Below are 23752 nucleotides of genomic sequence, written 5' to 3' on the forward strand. Positions count from 1 at the left end.
CTCCTATCCGAGAAATTTCCACCCGCCTGCGCGGTAGCCGTAGTAGCCGCTGCCACTACCGGGGTTCCAGTCAACACCGTCCGCCAAGACCACCATCCCCACGCTGATCTTTGCCGGCTCCTTGTGCAGCTCCTGCAGCCTTAGATAGTCATTCAACGCCATCTGCAGGTTGAGTAGCTCTTGCTGCAAAAAGCCCGGCAACTCTGCCGGGTTGGATGGGACATTGCGGGGCACGTACATCAATATCTCCCAGTGATCGCATAGTCCCAGTCATAGGACTGGAAGCGCCACGGCTGGTTGTCAAGCGATGTGATACGCAAAGCAATGAATCTCCCGTTAGCAAAAGAATCGATCTGCCCGTATGGATTGCTGCCTATCGTGTGAGTTACGGCAGGGGACCACTGGACCTGATCCTCTACGCTCATCTGACCACCGATTTCTACCTGAATTCGCGTTCCTTGAGCGCCTTGCGCGCGGAACCTTAGACCACGCACAGTCTTCACCTTGTCAGGCCCATCAAGCGCTATTCCAGTCCTCTCGACCACGCTCGTATACGCAGTACCATTGATGGTCCCTGTAATCTCAACAGCGTTGATGATCGGGGCTGTTGAACCCAATAGCAGGCGCTCCTGGGCTGGGGATAAGGGGTCCTCGTTCCAGGCCTGGGCGGCATCTGCCCATGCGTAGTTCTGCGACTCCCACGTGTTAGTAGTGCCAGGATCAAGTTGCCCAATAGCCCCGCACGTGACATTGCGCAGGCTTCGGATCGACCATGTGTTTTCTTCCCAGTTCCAGACACATGCCAGGGTGCACGACTCTTTACCAAGCTCTGGGAAGCAAATCCAAACTTCCTTGAAGGGGGGGTTTGCCACGACAAAAGCGCGTGAGCGGTTCACGCTGTCGATTTGCCGAAACAGCCATGCCCGCATCTTCCCGCTGATGATCGACTGAGGGCCTTGGCCAGAGTGCAAGATCACATCGCCATGCGTCAACACTACGTGGCCCATCGGTGTCTGAGCCATGCACCCGCGAGCCAACGCGCCGACCGCTCCGGGAAGCCGCTGGAAAGAGAACACATCCGATCCGCCAGTCGCGCGCATCGCATACATGCTGTTCTCTTTGTAGATGATGTTCACATCACCAAGCGGCAACTGATCCACCAGCAAGGACGGCTCCTCGGCCAAATCCAGTTCACCTGCCAGTTTTGTTTTGTCCGTCTCATCCCAGCTTTGGGGGACCGCTCCCGGCACTGCTGCGTCGCTCCACTTCACCATTTGGCTAAAGCGGTTCGCACCTTTGAGAACACTGAGTGCCACCAGGAAGTTTTTGAAGGGCCGCACACTCATGGCTCGCATCGTCGCCGGCCATCCTGGCAGGACTGTGAGCACGCCAGTTCCACCCCAGTACCACGGCACATCCTTGCCGTTGTTGGCAATCAGCACTCCGTTGAGCACGCCGCCAGTCCACCGGTCGTCAACAGCGCCAGATGGCGCCGGGCTCGGAGTTATCGGCGTACGCAAAACACCATCGTCTGCGAACACCGCACTGAGACCAGCATGTATCCAGTAGCGCTTTCCGCCTTGATAGTACGGCTGCAGCCAGTATGGGATCGTCGTCGGCGTGTCGAAAACCTTCAACTCGCCCTTCATTCGCTCAACGCCGCCATCCCTGAAGCGGATGTTTGCGCCATCCGACCAGGCTGTTATCGGTATTTCCTGAGGCTGGACATCCTTGACTATGCCGACCTTGCCGATATCTGCAAAGGTTTTATTTGGCATCAATCGCCCCTGATTCATCTGGGGGGATCCATTTCCCGTTTGGCTGTTTCAGCCAATTAATCCAGACCGGTCCAATATATCCATCATCAGGCACCAAATCGTCCGCAAGCGCCAGATATTGACCTGGCCACAGCGAGTCCCAAATGTCACTGAGCCAGTCGTAGTCCTCTTCCCTGACAACGATCATGTTGACCACGATTTCGGGGGTTGCTGCCCCATCAATTTGCGCACATGAGAGCATCATTCGCTCCAGATAACAATGAGATAGCCCGTGCCCCCAGCGGCGCCAACTTGTGCTCCAGTAACCCCAGATGCACCGCCGCCGCCACCGCCAGAATTCGCCCGCCCTGCAGTAGCGGCAGTACCTGCGGCTGCTCCGTTTCCTCCGCCGCTTGAGCCATAACCCTGTAGCACCGCATTGTTTCCGCCGCCGCCACCGCCGCCGCAGTTGCCATTGATTCCGATGCCGCCATTCGAACCAAAGTTGATGCCAGTATTTAGGACGGAACCGTAAGCGCCAGACCCTCCTTTAGAGCCAGCCCCTCCAATACCCCCTCCCGATACGTTCGTCGGCATCCCGGCAGATGCTGCGCCGCCGCCACCGCCGCCAGGGCCTTGATTGCCATTTGCACTGCCGCCCCCCCCGCCGCCAGAGGCGCCAGGGCGGCCCGCGCCCCCCCCGGCCGCAGTTGACACGCCGAAGCCCCCTCCGCCACCGCCAAGCACTGAAAGCAGAGCCCCGAACGATGTCGCTCCGCCATCCGAGCCCACAGCGCCAGATGCACCACCTGCACCGCCGTTGCCAACGGTCACGCTGATGCTGGATGTGCTCGGCACGGTCACGTAGCCCTCGAAGTACTCGCCCCCCCCGCCACCGCCGCCAGATCCGCCACTGGACTGTGCGCCGCCGCCACCGCCGCCACCGCCACGAGCGACGACATAAACAACCCCGCCTTTAGAAACAAGTTGAGCGGATGGCGTGAAAACGCCAGACGCGAGAAATTCCTGATAACGCACTTTGCCGCCGCCACCAATGAATTGAGTAAGTACGCTCATGCCACAAGCCTCCAGCCATATCCAGTTTGGAACTGGAGAACTATTGGGAAATATGGGTTGTCGATGGTCATGTTTTCAGCGAGACCCATCAGAAGATTTCCGTTTCTGTTTATAACGTTATCAATCCTGAGGTTCTCTGCGCGTATCCCAACAATATCTCCATTTGCCGGAGATGCTGGAAGCGTCAAAGTTGTGGCAGATGCATTTTGCAGGCCATGCAAAGAACCTAGAGTGGCAGTTGCAGAAGTCCCAGAGACGGCCAAATAAGAAGGAAACGGATACGCCCAGGATGCATTTGTGCCATCTGTCGTGACAAACTTCCGCGCGTTCCCCGTTTGTCCTGGGAGGGCCGTGGCAAGTGCAGCGGCTGCAACAAATGCCGTTGTGGCAACATTTTCAGTTGCATCTCCTGTCACGCGCGTTGGCGCAAGCAAGGAACCAGGCCGGAAGTCATGGGCGTTCTGCCAAACCTGGCCAGCGATATTCCCCTTGGCATCCAGCCTAGTCTGCACGTCGTTGTCCAACGCAGTAGCAGTAGCTTGCACAAAAGCCGTCGAAGCGGCGTTCTGCGTGTTGTCACCCGTCAAACGGGTCGGGACAGTTACGGTCGCGCCGGTGAAGTTTTGTCCGCCACTCCACGTCTGACCGGATATCGCGCCCTTGCCGTTGATCTGGACCTGAATGTCACTTGTGGCGGTCGATAGATAGCCTTGAATGGTCGGTGTGAGTGGGCCTACCGTCGTTGTGTTCGGAAAGATGTGGGTGCCAGACCATGTCTGCCCAGCTATAGCACCCTTAGTGTTGATCTGGGCCTGTATCGACGATGTGACGCCCGTGACATAGGACAGTTCGATATGCGACGCACTGACTGCGCCGCCCACATTCGGGAAGCTTTGTTTTGAGGCCAGCTTTGAGACCCGGATGTGGTCATCACCCTCGCTCACCATGTCCGAGGACAACGGCCAAGCCGTATTGAGCTGATTGATGAACTGTGCGTTTTCAACTGTCATGGCCTGGGCCTCATCACAAGCATGGAGCCAGAGTGCTGGGCTCGTTGATCAGCAGATTGCGCAGATGAAACAGCGCTTGCATAGTTGCCCGCCTCACGCACCAGCATCTCGTCATCGCGCGACCAGCGTGCGAACTCAACGAGCATGGACGTGAGGTAGACGTTCGGGAATTTGGTGAGGATTGGATTCGTATCCGTATCCAATGCAGGCGTCGCAAACTGTCCGTAGTAGGTCAGCTGGAGCGGGAATGCCATATCGCGAGAAAGGACCATGGTTTCGCCATCCCACGAGAACGCACGGCACTCGTGATCCATGAACTCCATCGGTCGAAACTCGAGCGGCATCCATGGCGTGTCCAGCTCAAACACCTTCTTGGCCTCCAGAAAGCCCGCAGGCCTGATGCCATCAGCCATCGTGACCGTGGAAAGCATCGAGGACACGCGGATCGCGGGCGAATTGGCCTCACCGAAGTAGATGCGCTGTTCAGCAATCGGTAAGAACGAATCCGCCATGGCTGCCGCATCCGACCTATGCGTGTAGGCCGTCATGGCCGCTTTGAGTTGGCCGTAGTTCATTGCAGGAAGGCGTCGTAGGCCAGGAAAACGGGGTTCTCGCGGAAAAAGGCTTTTGTGGCCTTGGTGCGCTCTGCCTCGTCTTCGATGGCGGTGATCTTGTGCGAAACCCACGGGGGAAGAACCCCGACCTCCTTGCCTTCGCCCCAGCGCTTGCCCTCATTGCGGGCTCGCATCTCTTTAGCGCGCAGGATGTAGGGCTCAGCGTCGTATACCTTCTGCACCACAACTTGATCGCCCTCGAAGTGGTAGATGGTCCGAACGCCGGTATTTGGGTTCACGCCCTCATCAATCTGGAAGTGGCCGAAGCTCATGTTCACTCCAAAGAAAAAGGCCCCGAAGGGCCTCTGTGCTCAGTTGGATGGATCAGCCGCCAGACAGGTCGGCGATCTTGAAGTTGGCCTTCTCGGCCTTCACGCGCAGAGTGGCGTCAACCAGGATCTGTTCCTTGTCGCTGTCGCCAGTGCGGCCCAGCGGCTTGCTCTGGAACGAGCGCAGATACACAGTGTCCAGCTCGGACAGGGCCAGGCCGTACACGTTCGTGCCGCCAGCCATCATGTAGTGCGGCATGTGGTTGACCGCGCCGAAGTCGGAGACGTACACGTCGGCGCCGCCCACGATGGTGCCCTGGCTCTCGCCCTTGGCCTCATGGCGGATCTGCGCGATACCGACGAAGCTGGATGCCACGACCTTGTGGGCAGGCGAGAAGAACACATCACGAGGGATCTTGCCGGCCGTGGTGTATGTGGTCTGCAGCGTCGTCTTGTAGATGGTCTCCGTCAGAGCGCGCGCAGTGCCAGCAGTCGGCGCCGTCGTGGGGGCCCCGGACGTGTGGGCCACAGTCGAGCCACCTGCGCCGTGGTTGGCGTTGGTGTACAGCAGAACACCCAGGCCCCCAGACTTGGCCGCGACGGCGCCAGAACCCACCACAGCGGGGTTGTTCGACACCACCATCTTCTCGATGTCGCGCTGCAGCTCCTTGTACATCTTGGCCTTCTGGTAAGCCATTTCGGACTTCTTGCCGGCCTTGTCCACAGCTTCCACGCGGCCCGAGATGAACACGGTGTCCTGGAAGATTTGGCAGATGTTGCCGACGCGCTGGGGGGGCGTCTTAGCCGAGGCGGCAGCGTCGTCGCCGTCCAGTGCCGCGTTGTCCGCGTTGGGGGCGCGCAGGGCGTCACGCGACCACTCGTGCAGCGTGTTGGTGGCCTTGCCACGGCCGGCGCCAGACACGATAGGCGTGCTCTCGGGGTCCTGTCGCGAAATGAAGTCGGCGAGGTCTTCGCGGACGTTGTTTGCCGCCGTGTAGCGGGTGTAGGTGTTGGTTGGGACGGCCATCTTGGCAGCTCCTTACAGATTGTGTTGTGCAATGAATGCGGCCAGGTCGCCTTGCGATCCCTTGCCACTACGCAGCCGATCAACGCGTCGCTTGTCCATCGACTCGTTGCGGGGCACGCCGTTCTTCTGAGGCAGGCGAGGGGCGCCCTCAGCCTTTTTCTTCACCTCATCGCGTTTCTTGAGTAGCTCCCGGTATGCCACTGCATCAGCCATGGCCAGCACGACAGCCGGGTCGTTCAGGGTAGAGAACCGGTCCTGCGACACGCCGTATTCCTTCGAGAACGTCTCGAAGATGTGCTGCAGCTTGGGGCGATCAATGCCTTTTTGGCCGATCACGCCCCAGCAACGCGCGAAGCTCTTCTGCATTTCTGCCTGCTGAGCCTGCTGCTGCTGGAATTGCTCCTGCTGCCACTGGTTTTGCAGTTGTGCGATGACGCCCTGGATCTGCTGCGTGCGAGCCTGTTCGGCCACGTAAGCAGCTGGATCGCTGTGCGACAGTGCCAACATTTCCTCGGGAGACCTCAACCCAGCGAGCCGGGCCACAAGCGCCTGTGCCATTTGCGCTTGCTGGACGTAGTGGTTTTGCGCCTCGGTCACCCGTGTACGCACAATCTCTGCCGCCTGCTCTTCTCGCTGCGACAGGCCCTGCATCTTCCGCGTGTAGTCGGAGTGACGCTGGTAGCCCGCCACGAGTTCTTTTTCGTCAACCTCTTGCACGAGGTCCGCACCGTCTTCGCCCTTGACGGTGACTTTGAATTTACGACTGCTTGTCGGATCGGGCTCCTCGGCAGGCTCTTCGCCGCCATCATCCGGGCTGTCGCCTGTGGTTTCCGCTTCGTCCTTGTCCTCATCGGGGGGCTCAGCGTTTGGCTGTTGTTCCTCTTGATTCTCGGCCCGGTCTGCTTCCGGGTTGTCGAGCAAGAAGGCAGCCAGATCATCGTTAGAGATCGGGGCCTGATCGGCTTGTCCGTCCATTTGATGCTCCTAAAACAAAAAAGCCACCCGAGGTCGCCAGGGTGGCTTGTGGGCAGCGCCCGATGAGGTAGGCGACTACCGGAATTTGCGGGCCAGCTTCTTCACCGCGCCCTCGTCTCGATGCTTGTCCAAGTTGATGCGAGCCAGCTTCCCGCCCTCCACCATGCGTTTGATGATGACTTCGAAATCATCCGTCACCGCGGCGAACTGACGGGCCAGCTTGAGGCCCTCCGCGTCCCTGATGTCCGTTTGCTTGAACGCCTGATGCGCCACTTCATGCAGGCGCTTCATCGCCTCATCAAATGCTGGATTCGACAGCACCTGCTTTGCGTACTCGCCCATGTCTGCAATCTGCTGGTCTGTCATGGCTGGATCTCCCGGCCCAACTCGTCCGTGGCCGCTTGTGTGGCGGGATTGTTGATCTTGGCCTTGCTGCTGATGTTCGCAGACTCGATCTTGGTTGCGGCATCAAGCTCAGCCTTCCATCGACTGAACTGCATGTCCTGCTCGGACTTCCATTGCTGGAATGCCATCTCGCGCTGGTGCCTGGCATCCTCGTACTGAGCCTGCATCGCGTTCAACTCTGCCTCTTGGGTGAGCTTCATCCGGTGCATCTGCGCCTCAAGCTCACGCCGGTTCGTGTCCGTCTGCTGCTGGGCCTGCTGCCTGATGATCTCCAGCTCAGCCTGCTGCCTGCGCTGCATCTCGTCGGCCTGGGCCTTGTACTGCAGCTCCATCTGGGTCGCTTGGGCCTGCTGCTGCATCTTGGCCTGTTCCAGCGCCAGTTGTGGCGGGGGTTGCGGCGGCGGCAGCTGTTTGCCCTGCGGGTCTCCAATGAAGTCACCCACGTTCTTCTGCCCACCCAACTCCACCAGCTTGGCGTAGGTGTTGTAGATGTTCTGAGGCTGGATCATCAGTTGCCCATAAGGCGACTGCGCCAGGCCCATCTGCAACTGCAGCAGGTTCTGGAAGAAGCCGATCTGCTGGGACTTGTCGCCCGTGCCCAAGCCGACATTGATGGTCATGTCGTACTGGTCACGCCACTCGTTCGGGTCGTACCGCACGAACTCGCCACGCAGACGGAACGCCAATGGCTCCATGTCGCCATCGGTGAGCAGCTTCAGGATGCCCTGAAAGATGGGCTTCACCAGCGTCTCAGCGAAGATGCGCGCAATCAGCTTAACGCGCTGCTTGGCCGCCGTGGCCGTCATCATCACTTCGGCAGCCGTGCGATCAGGGCGCAGGCTGTTCGGGTCCAGGCCCTGCTGCTGCTTGGAGACCCCTGTGCGCTTCTCGGCCATCTCGTCCACATAGGACAGGACTGGCAGGATCTGGTTGCCATTGAACGGGGCTGGCTCGATGCCAAGCGCATCAGGCTTCTTCACTCGAAGAATTCCACCAATGCGGAAGTCCAACAGATCATCGATGTCGGCGTATGGCGTGCCGTTGGTATCCATCAGGACGGTCTTGCGCGGGTTCACAGCCAGGTTCGCAGCGTTGACCATGCTGCGGGTCAAATCCGTCTTCAGGCGCTGCAGGTCCGCCACTGCCTCAGCGATGGACATGCCGTCCCAACGGTGCGTGTTCAGGATGGGGCTGGTCGTGGCGATCTGTACGTGGCTGGTCTCCTCGTTGGACAGCAACTTGTTTTCCAGGCGATAGATCAGCCGGCGCTCTGCAATGCCGTCGCCGTCGAAGTCCACCAGCACGTATTCGATGCGCAGCCATCCAGTGGCGAGGCTCTCGTCTGCGTTGTCGATGGTGTCATCTGCGCTGGTGTAGCGGCCATCAGTGCGCTGCAGGCGATAGTCCTCTTCCAGACCCTGAGGCAAGGCGTCTTCGGAGGCGCGCAGGTCAGAGGCCTCCACATCCTTGAAGCCCATCTGCTTGAGATCGGACAGCGTGACTTCCATCACGCGCGAGACATAGGGGCAGTCGGACAGCAGTGGTGAAGTCCAGCCGCGTTTGACCATCAACTGCTCTGGAGGGAAGGCCTCAACGCAAATCTTGCGCTTCTCGACAGTCTTGGCAACCTTCACGTTGAACAGCGGCACCATGGCGCCCATGATCGGCTCTGCCGCCTCGATCTCGAAGCCTTCCTCCTCAAGCATCGCCAGAATCTCGGCCGGGGCGCCTTGCAGCTCCTGGCTCTCGCGCACCTGGTCAACCACCGTGCGCCACTGCACAGCGCAGTTCTGGGCGATCAGCGCGTCCTTGAACGCCGTGTACAGCGTCAGGAAACCATTGTTCTGCTTGTAGAAGACGTAGTTGCAGGTGTCCGTGGCCTGGGACGATCCGGTCACATCCTCGGCTGTGCGCGGCTCAAAGGAAACCGCCTCATCTGTGGACGTAAACACGTCCAGCAGCTCGGGCAAGATCCACTCAACCGTGTCCTGAGTCTCAGACGTAACGATCTGGGACCAACCCTCAAGGTCTGCATCACCAGGGTACGGCTCACGGTAGTACTCGCGCATCGAAGCAAGGCGAGTGTCTCCAATGGCTTCGACGTACTGGGCGGCATCCTGCTCATTCGACTGCAGGTGCTTCAGCAGCGTGTCGTTGTCCATCTTTGCCATCACTCAGCCTTTGGTTGTCGCGGTGCGCGCTTCGGTTTGTCGAGGGTCTCTGTCTGGGCTTCTGGCTCTTGCTTGCCAGAGGCTTGCTCAATAGGAGAGAGCTTGGGGAACGGCGGGCATCCAACCCGGGCCGATCCATCGGGATAGGTGTGTGTCTCGTTCATGCGAGCATCCTTCGCTTGTATTGGATGGGCTTGTTGGCCGCGTGTGGCTCTTCGTACGCCACGCACATCAGCCCGAATGCATCAGCGCCGTGGCTGGACCAGTCGTGTTCAGGACCAAGCCCAATGCCGCGCTGCTCGTCTCGCTTCTCGTGATACCAGCCCAGCGCCTCAAGGCCTGGCTGAGTCGTGGCCTCGTTGAACCACATGGATCCAAATAGGCGCCTTCCAGCCTCAATACGCGCTTTGGCAGCGCCCTTGCCCTGGTTCGGCACGACAGTTACCGTGTAACCCGCCTGGCGTAGCGCGGACTCGTAGGACACGTCATGCACCTTGTCTTGCGTGGCGCCATCATGTGGCAGCCAGATCTGAGCCTTGTCGTAGCCGTGTTCTCGCATCCAGTTCAAGTGCGATGACAGCGGCTGGCCTACTTGCTCGTAGTAGTCGAGCACCCGAATCTCTTTGCCGACGAACTGGGCAATCCACATAGCGAATGCATCAGCCCTGGCGCCTGTGCCGCCGATGTCTACGAATGCTCGTAGCGTCATCAGAGGGTCAGCTGGCACACGGCCAATCCGGTTGTCCTGGCGCGCCTTGACGATGTGCGATGCGAAGTACGCACCCTCGATCACCGTGGCGTAGTCGCCCTCCCAGATGTGCGCGTACTGCTCTGGGCGTTCAGCCAGGTCACGCAGCCGCACACGCTCAAGCAGCGCGGGAAACTTCGGGTTGTCTTTCCAGTTGCAGCGCACGTACTTCATGCGCGGATCGCTCGACCCTTTGAAACGCTTCTCGACCGGCGCACTCTTGCGCTTCGGGTTCCATGTCACCCAGAGCTCGGCGTTCCAGTCCGTGCCCTCCTCCCGCAGCGTGGGGATCAGCGTTGTCCAGGCCTCATCCGTAACTGGCTCGGCCTCATCCACCCAGCACAGCAGCAGACGGCCCTTGGACTTGATCGACGCGATGTTGCGGTCCAGGCCAGCGAAGGCGAATGTGATCCGACCGTCACGGCTCTTGATGTACTTGTCGCCCACGTCGTAGTAGGCAGCAAGCCAAGGTTCATCCTCAATCGCGCGCTTGCACTCTTCGAGAGAACTGTCCTCAAGCGAGTTCATGAACTGCCGCGCACACAGCAGGATGCCAGTGACACCAGCCTTGCCGTACTGGTAGCCCTTGACCGCAGCCATCTTCGCGAAGCTGCGCGTCTTACCAGACCCACGACCACCATCACACGCGCGCACGTCTGCCTCCCCCGAGAACAGCTCAATCAGCTTCTCAGGGATGGCAATCTGCGCAGTGGTCATTTCAGGGGGACTAGCTCTACTCTCGTGATGGTCTCGACCGGACCGCCATCCTTGCCAGAAAGCTCTTGGCGATCAGTGACCAGGCCAAGCAGCTTTGCCTTGCCCATCGTTGCGGCCACCATTGCGGCGGCCTGTGGCTTCTCAGAAGTGCTTGCAGCGACCCGGGCCTCTTCAAGCTCCCGGATCAGGTCACTCACCGTGATTTCATGGCGCTCAACGTGAGACGCCTGGAGCGCAGCCACCCTTACCGCGACATTACCGTTTGCCAGTAACTCGCTGGCCTTCACCGCGATGACAGCGGGCTTCATGTTCTCGGCGTTGTATGAGCGCCGGTACGCTTCTGAGGCGTTGCCCGTTTCCACGTAGGCAAGGGCAAAGGCCTCCTGCTTAATGGTCAGGGCCATGTCTCTCTTTCAATTGGTCTCAACGCCCGGATGCGAACCCGGGTTTGCCAGTTGGTTGTTTCCACTACCTTGGTCGGCTTTCAGACTTTCGTCTTGGACGGCTGTTGCGGCTTCCCGCTCACCCGGGCCTGATCCAACATGGCTAGCGAGGTCATTAGCAGGTCGCGCCTGCGGTTGCGTCGAGGTATCGGGTGCAGGGCTAAGCACTCGAAGGAGGGGCAGTTGAGGGGTTAGTGCCGCCCTGCGGAAACGAAAAAGCCCCGGCCATTTCTGGTCAGGGCTTTGTGTTGCTCGCACCTATCCCGGCGCATACCGGGACGTTCTAGTGCTATTGCTAACGGTCACCGCAACGTTACCACACTCATTTTCGGATTGCAACTGGCTTTGCGCGATTTTTCAGCATCGTTCGCGCGTCGTGGACCATCTCGTTCAGCGCATCCATCGTGATGCCAAGAAGCTTCGCTGCGCCCTTGGGGTTGCTGGCATAGACGTACCACCAACGGACGGCATGGCGGTGCTTCTCCGGCAAGTCCACGACAAGCTTTTCTATCGTGTGGGCATCCAGGCTGTTGACAGGCATGCTCCCCAACGGTGCGGCCTCGCTGGCCTCTTTCTGCTTGAAGAACCTCCACATGGGGTGCGATAGGGCTGTGTTGCCACCTCGGACCCACCGTGCCCAGTTCTGGAGCCTGACGTGGATATCTTCGTGCTCGGCTTTGATGAGGTTGTAGTCAACGTAGGCTTTCATCAGCATGTGGGCTCCTTCTTTGCTTGCTTGGCTTTTGCTCGGTACTTGGCGCGAATGGCGATCAGTTCTTCGCGGGTCCATTTGCGGGGTTGGTTGTCGGCTTCCAGGGCCTCTACGCGTGCCAAGCCGATACGGCCAATCAGCCCGATCCGGTAGTCGATGGCGTTGCCCGCGAGGAACTGGTTGTCGTGCTTGCTCTGGGCGTGGCAGTTGTCCTCGTTGAACCGAAGATGTGGCGCAGCACCCGTTGAGCGGTAGTGGCCTGCGTCCACAGCGTTGCCTGACCAGTCCAGTGGGCGGCCAGAGCTGATGCAGTCGTGGCCATCCGCTTGGTCTCTGGCGCGGATGTAGGCGTTGAAGGCCAGCTGCGCTTCCTTGGTCAGCTGCGGAATGGTCTTCAGCTGCTCCCGCTTCTTTCGGTCGAGCGCGCGCTGGACTTTGGCTTCGGCCTGGCGGCGCTTCTCTTCTTTGCGCGCTTCCTTCTCGCGCTCGGCAATGGCCCAGTCTGCAGCGCATTCCTCATGCACGACCTGCCCATAGCGCTTGGGCTCGAAGCGTGTTCTGCAGTGAGCGCAGCGTGTGCGGCGGAAGGTCATCAGTGCATCCCTTTCGCCCGGCGTTCAGACACCATCTGGCGCGCGATCGCGTGCGCGGCTGGGCTGATGGGCTCCAGTCTGCGATCTGCTCGGCCGTTGCTATAGCCGTGCCAGTAGCTGCGGCTCTTCTGCGTGTGGTCAACCTCAATGAACCCGAGGCCAGCGCGATAGCCAGCTAGGCATTCATCGTCATTCAACTCATCCAGGCTTGTGATGGGTTCTAGATAGTCGCTCACTGCCCGCCCTCCCATGCTTTGAACTGAACGTTCTGTTGCGCGCCAAACGCCTCCATCAGCGTCTGCAGCTCGCACATCTCGGCTTTGGTCATCCTGCTTGTGGACTGCCCACAGACGACGAATCCGCCATCCAGGCCGGGCACCACCTTTGTGCGCTTGAGCGCGGCTGAGAACACGTCCTTCCATTCCTCGCTGGTCAGCTTGTGGCCGTGCCAGTTCACCTGTGCACTGATGTCGGCGAGCATCGACCAGAGGCGGCGGTTCTGCGCATCGCTGCGCTTCTCTGGCCTCAGTTCCAGGGTGAGGCGGTGTCCGGCCATTAGCGCGGCCTTGGCATTGGTCCAGACGTGTGTGAGCGCGCGGTGGGCCTGCTGCGGTTCCCAGAGGGAAAGGTTGAGGTGATCAGCCACGGTCGCCTCCTTGCGCGATGCCAGCTGTATGCGGGATGTTCTGCCCATACCTCACAACCGTCCAATCCAGCCAGGCAGCGCGTGGAGTGCGGCCCCAGCCCACGATGCGGCTGCACAGGATTGATGGTGTCCAGCACATCCAGCGTCCGTCCATGCGTTGAATGCGGGGCTTCATGCTGCCTCCTGAACGAAAGCGCGGACGACATCAGCCAGGCGCTGGCCGGCGTACATCATTCGCTGGGAAACAATCTGATCGCGGTGGCACTTGCAGCCGCCGTTCGTGTGCATGCCCTGCGGACGCTTCACCAAACAGCCACCGTCCCTGCAGCCCGATTGCGCTCTCATCGCATCGCGCAGTTCTTCGTATTCGGCCAGCGCAATGGCGATGTCCTGACGCTGCTTTTGAAGCAGATCCTCAATAGTCTTCTGGCTGAAAAGCGCGAGGTCTTCGTAGTCATAGCGACGACCGCTCACGCACCATTCGCCCGATGTCCCCATGAGGTGCTGATCCTCAACATCCATAAATGCATCCGGCTCAGGCAGTTGCACGCCAGATTTCCCTTCTTTCTTGCTCATTGCCCCACTCCTTTGTTGATCAGTGAAAAGTGCCAAACCCCGAACTTGTCTGCGTCCTTTGCTTCGGGCCTGACGCGGCCTGTGCGGACTGCTCTCTCTGCTTCGTTCTGGTCCACTGCTGTGGTCTTGCCCTGGTGGACGGTGTAAAAGCCGAAGCTGCGGCGGTAGCGGAGGACTGCTCCAGCCTGCAGGGACTGGATAAGGGTCATTGCCATTTCTGTTTCCCCTCCATACCAAGAGCGATGCGGGCCTCTCGTGCCGAGTACTTGTCAACGCTCTTGTCACCACGCTCGACGCGGTAGAGGATTCGGCGCGCCCAATCCTTGCCGTCGTTCTTCGACTGCAGATCGACCTTGATGGGCTCAATCACTGGCGCGGCCAGACGCGGCCACGCCTGCTGCTCTGGATAGGTCTGGCGCGGCATTGCGGCGTCGCAAAGAGCCTCGAATTCCGGGAGATTCGGCGGGTGCTTGGGATGCGATGCAGACAGGCGGTTAGCCGCGGACTCGACAACATCAGCAGGGAATCGAGACAGCTTTGCGTCCCACACCCGCATTGCGGAGATCGACCCCTTGTCATGCTTTCCGGCCATCTGGCCTGTAGAGAACTTGCTTGTGAACAACGTCCCGTAGGAGCCGTGCAACAGCAAGAACAGTTTGCGGATCACGGGGCTGACGTTGAGCAAAGAGGCTTCTGCAGCGTCCTCTCCAGTAGCGTGAGCCTGGGACGCGTGCACGGCACCAGCTGCGATCGAAGCGAGGTTTTTCATTCCCACACCCCATCAAAAATCGTCGCGGCTGCTGCGGCGTACTTCTGGGCCGGCGCGCTTTGTTGGCCGTACTTCTGCAGTTCAGCGGGCTTGAGCCAATCAGCCTGCAAGCCTTGAGAGCCACGGAAGCACCAGATTTGCAGAAAGCTTTCCAGCGGAAGCATGGCCTTCACGGACTCGTCCCGCGCAGCATCCAGAACAGTTTGGGTAACCGCGGCTTTCTTGCCTTTGCGCAACTGCAACCAGTCCGCCCAGGTCTGGTCGGTGACGTCATCCGGCTTTGCAAGAGCGGGCGCGGTCACGCGCTTCTTCTTCTCTTCCTTGGATTGTTCAATGGACTGTTCTTTGCGTGTAGCCTGATCGGCTACGGGGGTAGTAGCCTGTTGGGCTACCGTTTGAGTAGCCGATTGGGCTACGGTTGCCGAATCGGCTACGGTAGCCTGTTGGGCTACTTTCCCATCGCTGAAATCAGGAACGCAAAGGGTGTAGCGCGTGGCCTTGGAATGGCCGCCAACACCGTCCTTGATCAGCCATCCAAGGTTCACCAATGCAGTCGTTGCACTGCTGATGTTGGATGGGTGCATGCCTGTGCGCTCAGCAATGGCAGCGCGCGAAGGCCAGACGGTGTTGGTGACCTTGTTGCGGAACGAGAACAGTGCGATCAGGACGCGCGTTTGCTCCAGCGTCAGGCGGCGGTCTAGAACGACCTCCAGAGGCACAACAGAGAACTGGCTCTCGGTCATACAGCCTCCCAGACGCGGAAGCCGCCACGGGTCACATCGGCGCCATCCAGCTGCTGTACGCGGGCTTTTCCGTTACGGAATAGTTCCGGCAGGCGGCGATCGATCTGCACGACAGTCAGCCCCGTCACCAGCTGCAGCTCGTGGGCAGTTGCTGGGCCAGCGTTGAGTGCGGCCAGGATGCGGTCACAGTGACCGCCAGAGAATGACGAGGAGCGCTCTGCAGCGATGACACTGGTCAGTGGGTCATGAGCACGAACCAGATGCGTCACGTCTGCGTTACGCATTTGTGTTTCAACCAGCATTGCGGCCTCGCTTCCTAGGTTTGAATGCCTCGACATAGAGGACTTTTGCGCTCCGCGTTGTTGGCAGAACGAACAGCTTTTGAGCTGCGCTGTCTGATGCCTGCTGCATCAATTCCTCTGGCGTGAGGCCGAGATCCTGCGCAGCTTGCTCGATGCGCTTCAGATCACGGCCAGCTAGTTCCAGGGAGAGGTGGATACGCTTGGCCACGTCGTTTCCGTCTGCGTGTTACGCATTCGTGGCTCGATTTGCGAAACGCATCTCGGCAAGATATTCCTCATGAATCTCCATTGCCTTCGCCACGGCCAGCTCACGCCACATCGCCGTCATCTGCCTTCCGTTCTTCATCGCCATTCCTTTGATGAGGTAGTAGTCCGCCTCGTCCACAGAGAGGTTCACGCGCAGGTTTCGGACTTGGGATCGGTTGTCGTACATAGGAGGCTCGGGATCTTTGTTGTTGGGTTAGCGGGAGGCAGGGACGCGGCGCTTGGGCTGCGTCTTCTTGTCTTGGGCTTGGAAGTAGTCCAGCAGCGGCTGCACCGTCATGACGCGCGGGTTCTCGCGTCCGCCGTAAAAGAACTTGCGGATGAAGCTGACCTTGACACCCGTGTCGTTGGCCAGTTGCTCGAAGCCAGATGTACCGACCTCGGTCAGTTTCTGGCGCAAATAGGTGGTGATGGGTGTGTTCATGGATAGGGTCATAAACCGATTTCGGTACGACTCTAACATACCGCTATCGGTACGGCAAGGAAAAACAATGCCGTTCATGGAAGACACCTGCAACTACAACCTGGCGGACACGGCGACCTCGCTCATAGGCGAGAAGTCGATCGGCGGCCTTCGCCTGGAGATGAAGCGGGCTGGCTATGACATTGGCCAGGGAACGCTGTCTCGGATCAAAGCTGGCGACACCGGTGTGCGTGTCGAGTCGCTGCAGAAGTTCGCCGACTACTTCCGCATCACGCTGGACGCCCTACTGCGCGGCCAGGTCAGCGACGAAGACGACTTCATCCAGATCTCCCACCTGAGCGTTGAGGTGGGCGCTGGGCCGGGACGGTCAAACAGCGTCGTAGAGCACCTGAGCCCTCTGCAGTTCCGTCGCGATTTCTTGAAGAACGCGGGCGTGAGCCCAGTCAATGCAGCGGTTGTGAATGTCGTGGGCACAAGCATGGAGCCCACCTTGCGCGACGGCGCGGTGCTGCTGCTCAACCGTGCAGACAGGGAGCCTCGAAATGGCAGCGTCTACGCCTTCTCATGGGATGGGGAGATGCTGGTCAAGCGCTTCCAGAAGGTTGCTGGAACGTGGCTCGCCATCTCTGACAACGCTGACAAAGACGAGCATCCAGACATCGTGATTGATGGCAAGGCCGACGCTTTGATCCAGGGCCGAGTTATCTGGATGGGGGCAAAGGTTTAAATCGGAGGAGACCGCATGAAATATCTTCTGCTTTCAGCAGCCATAGCATGTGGAGCTGCTTATGCTGATGAGCCGCAAACACAGCCACAACAGGATCCTTTTGTGGGGTGCCTGTTCCCGAAGATCCCAGACGCCATCAAACCCAAACTGCGGATGGACTACAACAGTGTGGATGCGAGGACGGACGACTCGCCGATATCGAAGCGGGATCGGGAAAACCTGAAGATCACAGCGAAAGCCTGGGAAGGCTGCCTTCCTGAATCACGTGCTGACAATGGCCGCCAGTACCTTGCTTTGGGCATGGAGCCGTTCATCAACGGGGCAAGTGGCAAGCTAAAGCTTTGGAAAGAGTTTCATGCAGAGCGACGAGACGTTGAGATCTTCATCAAGGCAGACATAGACAGGCAGGTGCAAGAAGCAGGAAGGCTGTTCATGCAGGCTCAAGAGAGGCAAAAGCAGGCGGCAGCCGCTGCCGCCATGGATCAGGCCAACCGTGAAGCCGCCCAGAGGCAACTAGAGGCCCAGCAGAGAATGATCGATGCTCAGGAGCGCATGGTCCGTGAAAACGCCATAAACAACGGACTGAACAACCTAATCCAGTCCATGCAGCCAAGGCCGGTGACGCCTATGTTCGCGCCGCAGATGAACTGCAACTCTCGGCAAACGAACATGGGCGTGCAGACCAACTGCTGGTGACAGCCTGTATGGGGGAGCCATGATTGCAGAAATCACAGCGGCCTTGGGTGCCGTGAAGTCTGTTGTTGACCTTGGAAGGTCGGCGAATGATGTAGTCAAGCAGGCTGAGTTGAACAGCCTGACCGCAGATCTACATATCAAGATCGTTGATCTTGTCCAAAAGTGCAATGAGCTACTTGGGGAGAACTCTTCGCTCCGAGCGCGCATAGGCGTACTTGAAGAAGAAAAAAGACACCTCGAAGACTTTGAACGCCAATCTAGCGGTCTTGATCTTCATGAAGTCGCTACGGGCGTTTTTGTTCGCATGAACAAAGCAGTTGGACAGCCAACTGAATCCGCGCCAAAGTACTGCAGCCATTGCTTCGGGAAGCGTCATATATCCCTGCTGCAGCAGCAGGATGAGCCCAAGAGAACGCTCAGCCTTTCCTGCCATGAGTGCGGCATGAAGATACCGTTCACTCACTACAAACTTGGCTAGCCGCTGGGTCAATGTCATGGCTGCTCCTTCGGCCAGTGCTTAGGCACTTCGCCGCTCTTCTCTATGTCGCTCCACTTCACCATGCCATCCAGGCCACGGCGGCCAGCCTCGGTGAGTTGAAGATTCACCAGGCGATTCTTGAAGGGTAGGGCCTCCTTACGGATCCACACCCCATCTACTAACGAAGGCATCCAGTCACCCATCACAACCTCCTAGCCCGCCCCGCGCGGGCTTTTTTGCGTCCGTGCCTTGCTGTAGGCCGTGGCAGAAATATTTTCGCCACGTACCGATTTCGGTATTGACACCACATACCGATCTCGGTACAGTTTATCCCAGACGCAGCAACAAACGCGAAACGACCTCGGCAAGCGATACGGAGCCGGGAAGCCCGACAGGAAGCAGAGGGCAGGTTGAGCCTCTAGGGGCGTGCGTGTTGCGGCGGCGGGTGTCACGGGATCGGCCGGGCGCTGACTGGTCTTTAACAACAGAGGGCTACAGAGAGATGCGGAGGCACCAAAGGTAACGGGGGTGCACCACAGTCGAAACGCGAGGGTTGATGACCTCGGGAGGGTAATCAGTCCATGCCCAAGACGGCGCGAAAGCGCGGGAGCGTGGCTTGCGAGGCACGTCAGACAGTGTCATAGCCGGGAATTGCCGTCCGGCCCGCATCTCTCTGTAGCTCTCAAGGAAGGATGAACAGGCCGCAAGGCCCTGCCCCTGTGATCTGTCGGCAGAAGCGAAAGCGAAAAGACAGCGAGCGCACGAACCAACACCTGCGCCCTAGGCCCCCGCTGGGGTAGATCAAAAAAGCATCGCGAGCCGGCGCGGACATCCGGCGAAACACAAGCAGCCCCGCGCTGCGAAGGAGAGCACATGAAGCACGACGTCAGGCCGATGTGTTAGGCCACCACCTGGCCGCGCAGTCTCGCGGACATGCGAAAGGCGAGTTACCGGGCATGGAGCCATCAGGCACCGGGTACTTGGGAGTGGCGACCCCTCAACGCAATCAGTGAAGCCGCAGCATGACCGGGAAACCGGCGCAGCCCAGAGCGACATCTGGGCAAACAAAAACGGCTTCTCAGGGAGGCCGTTTCTGTTTACAGCACGAACATAGGAGGAGCACATGAACATCATCCAGATGCTCGCACTTGCCGAGCGTGATCAGCACACAGAGCGAGCCCGGATGCTGGGCCACCTCGGTCCAGCAATCTCCGCTTCGCCTCAGGCGCGCGAAGAAGAGGATGACGAAGAGCTGGATCTCGAGCAGATCCCTCACTTCTTGGTATCGGATTACGGGAGAGCGACATGAAAGGCAATTCGGCCCAGGAAATGCAGATGGCGCCGCAGAAGCAAGACGATACCGCTCGCCTTGTGTGGGCTATGGCAAACATGGGATCGGCAAACCACTGCGCGCAGTTTTCGGCATATGTGCTGAGCGTGGGGGGTACTGGCGACTTGGACGACTGCAGGAACTATATCGACTCAGTCATCGGCTCGGAGTGATCCCTCTTTACCGAGGCAGCACCCCCTGTACGTCAACAGGGGAAAGACCCAAGCGCATTCGCCGAGTGCGCTTCGTTTTTTCAAGGAGTAGCAATGCTAGATCACGGAGTACTGAATGTTCCGCTGTCAAAGCGCGGGAACATCGACAAACAGATTGACAGCTACAAGCGCGAGAAGGCGATCGCGGAGCGAAATGAACTCGATGCACGGAAGGCCGAGTTCGACGCGAAGAAGACCAAGGCTTTGGCCATGGTTGCCCAGCTATCTGACCAGCGCGCTCAGGAGCTCATGGAGAAGCACAAGATGACCCGAAAGCAGCTTGATGCGGAACTCAAGTTCATCGCTAGAACGAAACCCGCTGAATTACTGCGGCGCGGCATCTAACCAACCCCTCCGCCGGCTCGTAGCCGGGGCACACCAAGGAGATGAGAGATGGCTACCGAGCGCATCAAGCAGCCTGCCGAGCGTGAAATCAAGTACGTGCTGGTGACGCTCTGGTATGGCAGGAGGATCGTTGGCTGGCGGCTCGCAGCGGCGAGAAAAGTTGGCAACGCATATCAGGTCAGTGCAGAGGCTTTTGTGCGCTGACCCCCAGCCCTGGCAAGCCCAGGGCCCATCACATCTGCAACTGGGTCCCTCGGGATAGTGCTGCAGCTCTGCCGGTTGCAGTTGTGATGGTTTTCCAGCCGCGCGCGCACCGGAGATGGATTGATCGCAAGCGATTTGCGCGCACCACGCGGCTCTTTACACCCAGGCCCTGCAATGCAGGGCCTTTTTCATTGGCCTGCGGGCCGCAAGGAGGCTTCATGCAAGACAAGCACACACCCGGCCCGTGGGAATGGTGGACCTCAAACAGCTTTCGCAGGCTGTCCAGCAAAGCCACTGGCAAAGACGGCGATGTCCTGTATGCCACGGTGCAGCCATCAGACGGCCACCCCGATGTTGAGCTGCCGAACGGCGGGTGGAACGGGCCTGATGGCTGCCTGATCGCCGCCGCGCCGGAGCTGCTGGAGGCTCTGCAAGCCATTTTCGATGACTACAAGCAGCTTGCCGACTCTGGCGACGCAGGGTACTGGTTGCTCGAAGAAACAGATGTTGGCAAGCAGGCTATGGCTGCCATCGCCAAAGCCACCAGGAGCGCGCAATGAACGCACGTATCCCATGCCTCGCCAGCCGAGACGCTGATGCTCTGGCCGCGCGCGAAAGCGAGTACGACGCCGATGACGCTGCTCTTGATGCATACACCCTGGAGCACTACGGCCCGCCGTTTGCGCCCGAGTTCGTGGAAGAGGCGCTGCACAAAGCGCCCTACTCACTGGCCAGAGCCATCGCCGAACCAGCGCACTACGCAACGATCTGCATCCACATCGAAAACTGGCTGGGCCTCTACGCCACACAGTGCGCCCGCCGAGACATGCAGGAGGCCCGCAATGCTGCCTGACGCCGCCACAGTGGCTCGCCACCCTGCCCTGGCCGAGTTCCGGCTGATGGAGCTTGAGGCCCGCTGCGCAACGCTCGAAGCCGCGCTGCAGCGCCAGTTCGCAGAGCCGATGCCGCCTGAGCACATCACGGACACAGACGTGGCACGGGTATATCGACGGGTCTATGGAAGCCCACGCTTTGGAAGCACAGAGCGCGAGTTTGCAGAAGAAATTGCGCGCCTGCGTGATGACCAGTGGAAGGCAGCACTTTCCGCAGGGCACGCACCAGTGGGTGGTCAGTGCCGATTCAAGGGTGACAAAGCATGGGGCAATTGCTCGATCGAGCATGTCCAGATGGTGCTCTCCGACCCAAGCTATGCCGCCGATGGCTACGAGGTGCGCTACCTGTACGCCGCACCGCTGGCACCCGATGCCCTGCGCGCCGCGCTCGCAACCCAACCCCAGGCGCTGGAGTTCAGCGCTGACGCTATCTGAGGAGAACCGATGAAATCCGAACACAAATGCTGCAGCCGAATTGGGCCCTTTTACTCAAAGAGGATCTGCGGGAAAACGGCCAAGTTCGAGCACGAAGGAAAGCATTACTGCGGCCTTCATCACCCTCCGGCTGTGAAAGACCGAAAAGCAAAAAGAGATGAAGAATGGAACAGGCAGTACGAGGTGCGCCGCTCCCAAGAGCGGGCAGCCGAAAGGCTCCGTCTGGACAAGGAATTCCGGGCAGCGTCATACCCTGAGCTGCTGGCGCACCTGCAAAACGTACTGAATGCCTGGGACTCGGTTTGCAGCGGGAAAGGCTGGGAGCCGGACCATCTAGTCCAGATGAGGGACGCCAGAGCGGCACTGCGCCGCATGACGGGGAGCGCATGACCCGCCAGTCCAGCACCCCACAGAACCCGCCCCTCCAGGCGGGTTTCGCTTTTCAGGAGCCACCGCAATGCAACGAGTGACCCCGGCAGAGCCTTTCAACCCCGATCCCGATGCCCGCTACCTGCGCGAGTGCTCGACCCCTGGACCGGTCTACGAGCCAGAAGCCGATGGCGTACCAGGCGGCTGGCTGCTCGCTGCGCTGGCCGCTCTGCTCCTGCTGGCCCTGAGCGGCTGCAGCCAAGCCGGCGCACAGGAGCAGCCCACGGCCACAGCACAAGAACTCAAGCGCGCGGCTGCAGGCAAGTGGCTGTGCCCAGGCATGCACGCCGAATGGATCAGCAATACAGAGGTCCAGTGCCTCAAGGAGAGATGAGATGAAGAAAGAGCACCCGCACGCGCAAGTGCTGCGCTGGATCGCAGATGGGGAGACTGTGCAGCTCAGAAACACTAACCACGAGCTCGACGCCTGGACAGACATTGGCACGGGGCATTCAGATTTGATGGGCTGCATAGCAGTTAGTCATGGCTCTTTCGGCGGCTTCGAATTCCGCATCAAGCCCAAGACCATCACGGTAGGCGATCGCGAGATCGAGGCGCCTGTGATGAGCGGCCCGGGCTACTTCATCACGCATTGTGGCCACGCCTTCCGATGGTTCGAGGATCCAAAGCTCAATCCTCTAATTGACTTGCAGAAGCTCGGCCGTGTCTTCGCAACCGAGGAGGCCGCGCGCGCAGCACAGGAAGCAATCACAGCACTGCTGACCAAGGAGCCGTCATGAGCGAAGCAATCAACTCCAGGCCCGGGCCTTGGCTTTCGGAAGGAAATTGGACCTACACGCTGCGGCACGCAGGCTGGAGGCATGGACAGGAGCAGTTTGAAAATCGTCTTTTTGCCCAGGTGCAGCCTGGGCGGAACAGCAGCCTTGCTGAAGCCAACCCCATAGCCAGCCTATTTGCCGAGGCTGGCAATGTGTTCCACGAAACCGGCCTGACGCCGCGCCAACTGGTGGAGCAGCGGGATGCGCTGGCAAAGGCCCTGGAAGATGTGGCTGCATCTCTGTCGTGGCTTGCATACGGGGAGGTCAAGACCTTCCATGACAGGCGAATCATGAACCCTGCTGAGGCCACCGGCGCCGCCCGCGCGGCCCTGGCCCTGGTGAAAGGAGCTATCCCATGAGCGCAGACATGCCCACATACGCAGAGCTGCAAGCAGAGAACATGCAGCTGCGCAGCGAGATGCTCCGGTACTTGCCCCTCATCGAAAAGGCCGAGCGCTGGTCCAGCACCTGGGCTTTCCTGACGGAAGGCACTGGCATCGCCACGGCGAACGGCTACCGGGCCGCGCTGCAGCAAAAGGAGACACCATGAGTGACAAGGAATTTTTATTGCTGGCGGCCAAGGCCTGCGGCTACACCGTTCACTCAAGCGACGAGCGCGCAACGGGCATCTACATCGTTGTTGATCGGCAAATCTCCTACTGGAGCCCTCTGACCGATGACGGAGACGCGCTGCGCCTGGCTGCGGACCTCAGGCTCGAGATTCTGCCCGGCAAGCACAAAGGCGACGGCTGCACGGTCGAGTCGCAGCGCCAGGGCATCGCGGGCTGCACCACTTTCCGCGACGACAAGCGCGAGCAGATGCGCCGCGCCATTGTTCATGTCGCCGCCGAGATCGGAAAGGCCATGCCATGAAACACCTCTTCTACGCATTCCTGTGGTCCGGCATCAGTGCGCTGACGCTGGCCCTGGCCGCCATCAACTCAGGCGCCTTCTAGCGCAACCGAGATCACCATGAGCGACG

The 23752-nt window shown here is 59.6% G+C and carries 40 protein-coding genes; 15 read left to right on the forward strand and 25 right to left on the reverse strand.

Features of this window, described 5'->3' with window-relative positions:
* Window positions 1-3 precede the first annotated feature (3 nt).
* From HFGMBDPB_RS23485 to HFGMBDPB_RS23595, 24 genes are all read right to left on the reverse strand, one after another.
* Entirely contained in the window at window positions 4-240 is a 237-nt protein-coding gene (locus HFGMBDPB_RS23485) for a hypothetical protein (protein ID WP_212646385.1), read from the reverse strand.
* The gene (locus HFGMBDPB_RS23490) at window positions 240-1778 is read right to left on the reverse strand and encodes a hypothetical protein (RefSeq protein WP_212646386.1); all 1539 of its coding nucleotides are present in this window, start codon (window positions 1776-1778) and stop codon (window positions 240-242) included. Before HFGMBDPB_RS23490 ends, HFGMBDPB_RS23485 begins: the two co-directional genes overlap by 1 nt.
* Window positions 1768-2022, reverse strand: coding sequence for a hypothetical protein (locus tag HFGMBDPB_RS23495; RefSeq protein ID WP_212646387.1), 255 nt, complete (start codon window positions 2020-2022; stop codon window positions 1768-1770). Before HFGMBDPB_RS23495 ends, HFGMBDPB_RS23490 begins: the two co-directional genes overlap by 11 nt.
* Window positions 2019-2834: a glycine-rich domain-containing protein gene (locus HFGMBDPB_RS29975; RefSeq protein WP_349305394.1), complete on the reverse strand. Its 816-nt coding sequence runs from the start codon at window positions 2832-2834 to the stop codon at window positions 2019-2021. The genes HFGMBDPB_RS23495 and HFGMBDPB_RS29975 overlap by 4 nt, the downstream gene beginning before the upstream one ends.
* The gene (locus tag HFGMBDPB_RS23500; protein ID WP_212646388.1) at window positions 2831-3844 is read right to left on the reverse strand and encodes a hypothetical protein; all 1014 of its coding nucleotides are present in this window, start codon (window positions 3842-3844) and stop codon (window positions 2831-2833) included. Before HFGMBDPB_RS23500 ends, HFGMBDPB_RS29975 begins: the two co-directional genes overlap by 4 nt.
* Complete coding sequence (locus HFGMBDPB_RS23505) at window positions 3841-4419, reverse strand: phage adaptor protein (protein WP_212646389.1); 579 nt, start codon at window positions 4417-4419, stop codon at window positions 3841-3843. Before HFGMBDPB_RS23505 ends, HFGMBDPB_RS23500 begins: the two co-directional genes overlap by 4 nt.
* Window positions 4416-4730, reverse strand: coding sequence for a hypothetical protein (locus HFGMBDPB_RS23510; protein ID WP_212646390.1), 315 nt, complete (start codon window positions 4728-4730; stop codon window positions 4416-4418). The genes HFGMBDPB_RS23505 and HFGMBDPB_RS23510 overlap by 4 nt, the downstream gene beginning before the upstream one ends.
* 52 nt (window positions 4731-4782) lie before the next feature.
* Complete coding sequence (locus tag HFGMBDPB_RS23515; protein ID WP_212646391.1) at window positions 4783-5754, reverse strand: SU10 major capsid protein; 972 nt, start codon at window positions 5752-5754, stop codon at window positions 4783-4785.
* A 12-nt stretch (window positions 5755-5766) separates the two neighbouring features.
* Complete coding sequence (locus HFGMBDPB_RS23520) at window positions 5767-6729, reverse strand: hypothetical protein (protein WP_212646392.1); 963 nt, start codon at window positions 6727-6729, stop codon at window positions 5767-5769.
* Between the two features lie 75 nt (window positions 6730-6804).
* A complete protein-coding gene (locus tag HFGMBDPB_RS23525) occupies window positions 6805-7095 on the reverse strand; it encodes a hypothetical protein (protein ID WP_212646393.1) in 291 nt (96 codons plus the stop codon).
* Window positions 7092-9305 (reverse strand): portal protein, encoded by a 2214-nt coding sequence (locus HFGMBDPB_RS23530; protein WP_212646394.1) that lies wholly within the window; start codon window positions 9303-9305, stop codon window positions 7092-7094. Before HFGMBDPB_RS23530 ends, HFGMBDPB_RS23525 begins: the two co-directional genes overlap by 4 nt.
* Window positions 9306-9465: 160 nt before the next feature.
* Entirely contained in the window at window positions 9466-10770 is a 1305-nt protein-coding gene (locus tag HFGMBDPB_RS23535) for a PBSX family phage terminase large subunit (protein ID WP_212646395.1), read from the reverse strand.
* Window positions 10767-11174, reverse strand: a complete 408-nt coding sequence (locus HFGMBDPB_RS23540; RefSeq protein ID WP_212646396.1) for a terminase small subunit — start codon at window positions 11172-11174, stop codon at window positions 10767-10769. Before HFGMBDPB_RS23540 ends, HFGMBDPB_RS23535 begins: the two co-directional genes overlap by 4 nt.
* A gap of 361 nt (window positions 11175-11535) precedes the next feature.
* Entirely contained in the window at window positions 11536-11928 is a 393-nt protein-coding gene (locus HFGMBDPB_RS23545; RefSeq protein ID WP_212646397.1) for a hypothetical protein, read from the reverse strand.
* On the reverse strand, window positions 11922-12518 hold the full coding sequence (locus HFGMBDPB_RS23550) for a recombination protein NinG (RefSeq protein ID WP_212646398.1): 597 nt from the start codon (window positions 12516-12518) through the stop codon (window positions 11922-11924). Before HFGMBDPB_RS23550 ends, HFGMBDPB_RS23545 begins: the two co-directional genes overlap by 7 nt.
* Window positions 12519-12750: 232 nt before the next feature.
* Window positions 12751-13164, reverse strand: coding sequence for a recombination protein NinB (locus HFGMBDPB_RS23555; RefSeq protein WP_212646399.1), 414 nt, complete (start codon window positions 13162-13164; stop codon window positions 12751-12753).
* 171 nt (window positions 13165-13335) lie between these two features.
* Window positions 13336-13740, reverse strand: a complete 405-nt coding sequence (locus HFGMBDPB_RS23560) for a hypothetical protein (RefSeq protein ID WP_249343656.1) — start codon at window positions 13738-13740, stop codon at window positions 13336-13338.
* Window positions 13737-13955: a hypothetical protein gene (locus HFGMBDPB_RS23565; RefSeq protein WP_249343658.1), complete on the reverse strand. Its 219-nt coding sequence runs from the start codon at window positions 13953-13955 to the stop codon at window positions 13737-13739. The genes HFGMBDPB_RS23560 and HFGMBDPB_RS23565 overlap by 4 nt, the downstream gene beginning before the upstream one ends.
* Window positions 13946-14509 carry a hypothetical protein gene (locus HFGMBDPB_RS23570; protein WP_212646400.1) on the reverse strand — a complete coding sequence of 188 codons (564 nt, stop codon included), beginning with the start codon at window positions 14507-14509 and terminating at the stop codon, window positions 13946-13948. The genes HFGMBDPB_RS23565 and HFGMBDPB_RS23570 overlap by 10 nt, the downstream gene beginning before the upstream one ends.
* Window positions 14506-15252, reverse strand: a complete 747-nt coding sequence (locus tag HFGMBDPB_RS23575) for a helix-turn-helix domain-containing protein (protein WP_212646401.1) — start codon at window positions 15250-15252, stop codon at window positions 14506-14508. Before HFGMBDPB_RS23575 ends, HFGMBDPB_RS23570 begins: the two co-directional genes overlap by 4 nt.
* A complete protein-coding gene (locus HFGMBDPB_RS23580; RefSeq protein ID WP_212646402.1) occupies window positions 15249-15554 on the reverse strand; it encodes a hypothetical protein in 306 nt (101 codons plus the stop codon). Before HFGMBDPB_RS23580 ends, HFGMBDPB_RS23575 begins: the two co-directional genes overlap by 4 nt.
* Window positions 15544-15762, reverse strand: coding sequence for a hypothetical protein (locus HFGMBDPB_RS23585; RefSeq protein ID WP_212646403.1), 219 nt, complete (start codon window positions 15760-15762; stop codon window positions 15544-15546). Before HFGMBDPB_RS23585 ends, HFGMBDPB_RS23580 begins: the two co-directional genes overlap by 11 nt.
* A gap of 18 nt (window positions 15763-15780) precedes the next feature.
* Complete coding sequence (locus HFGMBDPB_RS23590) at window positions 15781-15987, reverse strand: hypothetical protein (RefSeq protein ID WP_212646404.1); 207 nt, start codon at window positions 15985-15987, stop codon at window positions 15781-15783.
* Window positions 15988-16014: 27 nt separating this feature from the next.
* A complete protein-coding gene (locus HFGMBDPB_RS23595) occupies window positions 16015-16242 on the reverse strand; it encodes a hypothetical protein (RefSeq protein WP_249343660.1) in 228 nt (75 codons plus the stop codon).
* Between the two features lie 67 nt (window positions 16243-16309).
* On the opposite strand from HFGMBDPB_RS23595, the gene HFGMBDPB_RS23600 reads away from it, so the two are divergent.
* Both HFGMBDPB_RS23600 and HFGMBDPB_RS23605 read left to right on the forward strand, forming a co-directional pair.
* Complete coding sequence (locus HFGMBDPB_RS23600) at window positions 16310-16969, forward strand: LexA family transcriptional regulator (protein ID WP_249343662.1); 660 nt, start codon at window positions 16310-16312, stop codon at window positions 16967-16969.
* 15 nt (window positions 16970-16984) lie between these two features.
* Entirely contained in the window at window positions 16985-17665 is a 681-nt protein-coding gene (locus HFGMBDPB_RS23605) for a hypothetical protein (RefSeq protein ID WP_212646405.1), read from the forward strand.
* 172 nt (window positions 17666-17837) lie between these two features.
* Here the strand turns inward: HFGMBDPB_RS23605 and HFGMBDPB_RS23610 are convergent, their stop codons facing one another.
* Entirely contained in the window at window positions 17838-18161 is a 324-nt protein-coding gene (locus tag HFGMBDPB_RS23610) for a hypothetical protein (protein WP_212646406.1), read from the reverse strand.
* A gap of 1105 nt (window positions 18162-19266) precedes the next feature.
* Between HFGMBDPB_RS23610 and HFGMBDPB_RS23615 the strand changes: the two genes are divergently transcribed.
* The 13 genes from HFGMBDPB_RS23615 (at window position 19267) to HFGMBDPB_RS23675 (ending at window position 23643) form a co-directional block, all read left to right on the forward strand.
* Entirely contained in the window at window positions 19267-19452 is a 186-nt protein-coding gene (locus tag HFGMBDPB_RS23615) for a hypothetical protein (RefSeq protein ID WP_212646407.1), read from the forward strand.
* A complete protein-coding gene (locus HFGMBDPB_RS23620; protein WP_212646408.1) occupies window positions 19449-19646 on the forward strand; it encodes a hypothetical protein in 198 nt (65 codons plus the stop codon). Before HFGMBDPB_RS23615 ends, HFGMBDPB_RS23620 begins: the two co-directional genes overlap by 4 nt.
* Window positions 19647-19739: 93 nt before the next feature.
* Window positions 19740-20030, forward strand: coding sequence for a hypothetical protein (locus HFGMBDPB_RS23625; protein ID WP_212646409.1), 291 nt, complete (start codon window positions 19740-19742; stop codon window positions 20028-20030).
* 48 nt (window positions 20031-20078) lie between these two features.
* Window positions 20079-20234, forward strand: coding sequence for a hypothetical protein (locus tag HFGMBDPB_RS23630; protein WP_212646410.1), 156 nt, complete (start codon window positions 20079-20081; stop codon window positions 20232-20234).
* A gap of 218 nt (window positions 20235-20452) precedes the next feature.
* Entirely contained in the window at window positions 20453-20794 is a 342-nt protein-coding gene (locus HFGMBDPB_RS23635) for an XkdD/Y8K6 family phage-associated protein (protein ID WP_212646411.1), read from the forward strand.
* The gene (locus tag HFGMBDPB_RS23640) at window positions 20791-21087 is read left to right on the forward strand and encodes a hypothetical protein (protein ID WP_212646412.1); all 297 of its coding nucleotides are present in this window, start codon (window positions 20791-20793) and stop codon (window positions 21085-21087) included. Before HFGMBDPB_RS23635 ends, HFGMBDPB_RS23640 begins: the two co-directional genes overlap by 4 nt.
* Window positions 21077-21562: a hypothetical protein gene (locus tag HFGMBDPB_RS23645; protein WP_212646487.1), complete on the forward strand. Its 486-nt coding sequence runs from the start codon at window positions 21077-21079 to the stop codon at window positions 21560-21562. Before HFGMBDPB_RS23640 ends, HFGMBDPB_RS23645 begins: the two co-directional genes overlap by 11 nt.
* Before the next feature lie 9 nt (window positions 21563-21571).
* A complete protein-coding gene (locus HFGMBDPB_RS23650) occupies window positions 21572-21952 on the forward strand; it encodes a hypothetical protein (protein ID WP_212646413.1) in 381 nt (126 codons plus the stop codon).
* A 67-nt stretch (window positions 21953-22019) separates the two neighbouring features.
* Window positions 22020-22325, forward strand: coding sequence for a hypothetical protein (locus HFGMBDPB_RS23655; RefSeq protein WP_212646414.1), 306 nt, complete (start codon window positions 22020-22022; stop codon window positions 22323-22325).
* 1 nt (window position 22326) lies between these two features.
* Complete coding sequence (locus tag HFGMBDPB_RS23660; protein WP_212646415.1) at window positions 22327-22731, forward strand: hypothetical protein; 405 nt, start codon at window positions 22327-22329, stop codon at window positions 22729-22731.
* Window positions 22728-23129: a hypothetical protein gene (locus HFGMBDPB_RS23665; RefSeq protein ID WP_212646416.1), complete on the forward strand. Its 402-nt coding sequence runs from the start codon at window positions 22728-22730 to the stop codon at window positions 23127-23129. The genes HFGMBDPB_RS23660 and HFGMBDPB_RS23665 overlap by 4 nt, the downstream gene beginning before the upstream one ends.
* A gap of 8 nt (window positions 23130-23137) precedes the next feature.
* A complete protein-coding gene (locus tag HFGMBDPB_RS23670) occupies window positions 23138-23320 on the forward strand; it encodes a hypothetical protein (RefSeq protein ID WP_249343664.1) in 183 nt (60 codons plus the stop codon).
* A complete protein-coding gene (locus HFGMBDPB_RS23675) occupies window positions 23317-23643 on the forward strand; it encodes a hypothetical protein (RefSeq protein WP_212646418.1) in 327 nt (108 codons plus the stop codon). The genes HFGMBDPB_RS23670 and HFGMBDPB_RS23675 overlap by 4 nt, the downstream gene beginning before the upstream one ends.
* Window positions 23644-23752: the final 109 nt, after the last annotated feature.

Origin of the sequence: Delftia sp. PE138, from assembly GCF_018320755.1 — a bacterium.
GTDB classification, from domain to species: domain Bacteria; phylum Pseudomonadota; class Gammaproteobacteria; order Burkholderiales; family Burkholderiaceae_C; genus Comamonas; species Comamonas tsuruhatensis.